This is a genomic window from Phenylobacterium sp. (assembly GCF_041916435.1).
Classification (GTDB): domain Bacteria; phylum Pseudomonadota; class Alphaproteobacteria; order Caulobacterales; family Caulobacteraceae; genus Phenylobacterium.
This window is the reverse complement of sequence record NZ_JAYRZM010000024.1, coordinates 1-1,331: the sequence shown is the minus strand read 5'-3', so window position 1 is coordinate 1,331 and position 1,331 is coordinate 1. Positions and strand designations below refer to the sequence as shown.

Here is a 1,331-nt window from a genome sequence, read left to right as displayed (position 1 = left end):
GACGTCCTCGCCCAGCTTGGCCAGACGCGTCCCGCCGCAGGCGGCGCAGGCGCAGGGCCCGGGAACGATGACCCGCTCGCGCGGCAGGTGCTCGGGGAACGGCTTCCTGGACGGGCGTTTGCGCTCGAAGGCCGCGACCTTGGTGGTCCTGGCGGCGGCGATCTCGGCGGCGAGCTCGTCCTCGGTGGCCGAGGCTTCCAGCTCCTCCAGCTGCAACTCCAGCTGATCGAGCAACCGGCTGGACCGCTCAGACGACGTCCCAAACCGCTCGCGCTTGAGCTTGGCGATCTGCAGCTTCAGATGGGCGATCAACGCCTGATCATCAGCGCGCTCGGCCTTGACCGCGGCGGCTTCAGCGACGGCAACGGCGGCGTCGGCGCGCGCCGCATCTAGCTCCTCACGCATGCTGGCCAGCGCCGCCTTCAGCGCTTCGACATCCTCGGGAACAGGGGCGGCCAAGCTCTCCATGACCAGAATGGAATCACAGATCGCAGCGTTTGTGGCGCCCCTAAATGCAGGCCCGGCAAATAAAAACGAGGCCCTACCCGGCGCTGGTCGGACGCCAAGTGTGCTGGGGGTTACGCCAGTCTATCCCCTCCAACATGTAGCTCAGCTGGGCGGACGTCAGGGCCACGGCGCCGCCCTCCGCGGCGGGCCAAACGAACCGTCCGCGGTCCAAGCGCTTGGCGTAGAGCGACATGCCCAGGCCGTCATGCCAGATGATCTTGACCAGGGCGCCGCCACGGCCTCGGAACACGAACAGATCGCCAGCGTGGGGATCGCGCTTCAAGTGCTCCTGGACCAGCAGGGCCAGGCCCTGCATGCCCTTGCGCATGTCGGTGTGGCCGGTGGCGATCCAGACCCGGACGCCGGACGGAACCGGGATCATCGAAGCGCCCGAAGCGCCGCGGTGACCAACGCCGGTGACGCCGAGGCCGAGATGCTCACCCGACCGCCGCGGGCGAACTCCACGATGATCACCGGATGATCTGCCCCCCGCCGACCCGCATCGTCCGGCGCCTCGCACACCGTCGCCGCCACGAACGTCATCGGCTCCTGCGCGGCCATGGCCTCCCGCCGCCACTGATAGATCAGGCTGGTCGACACCTCGTACTGGCGGGCCACGTCCGACACGACCGCGCCAGGCGAAAAGGCCTCCTCCAGGATCGCCAACTTATGCTCGGCACGCCACCGACGACGGCGCTCGGGCCCCGTGATCAAACTCGTGTGGGCCATGCTGTGCAGTTACGAGCGCTCTTAAGGACGTCCTTACGAGCGCAGCATCACGGCCAAGCCTCATCCGAACAAGGCGGCCCTCACCGGAGGGGTAC

Annotated in this window: 2 protein-coding genes and 1 pseudogene; all 3 read right to left on the bottom strand. The window is 68.1% G+C overall.

Annotation, left to right across the window (positions count from 1 at the left end; translation table 11 throughout):
• Positions 1 to 459, bottom strand: a pseudogene (locus ACE3TA_RS22570) (IS66 family transposase); the annotation flags it as partial.
• A gap of 82 nt (positions 460 to 541) precedes the next feature.
• Positions 542 to 889: an IS66 family insertion sequence element accessory protein TnpB gene (gene tnpB / locus ACE3TA_RS22565; protein ID WP_305703787.1), complete on the bottom strand. Its 348-nt coding sequence runs from the start codon at positions 887 to 889 to the stop codon at positions 542 to 544.
• On the bottom strand, positions 886 to 1,236 hold the full coding sequence (locus ACE3TA_RS22560; protein ID WP_374576573.1) for a transposase: 351 nt from the start codon (positions 1,234 to 1,236) through the stop codon (positions 886 to 888). Before ACE3TA_RS22560 ends, tnpB begins: the two co-directional genes overlap by 4 nt.
• Between the last annotated feature and the right edge of the window lie 95 nt (positions 1,237 to 1,331).

Bases quoted from the DNA above. Each gene is read 5' to 3' on its own strand.
- ACE3TA_RS22560 (WP_374576573.1), bottom strand. From the start codon at position 1,236: ATGGCCCACACGAGTTTGATCACGGGGCCCGAGCGCCGTCGTCGGTGG.
- tnpB (WP_305703787.1), bottom strand. From the start codon at position 889: ATGATCCCGGTTCCGTCCGGCGTCCGGGTCTGGATCGCCACCGGCCAC.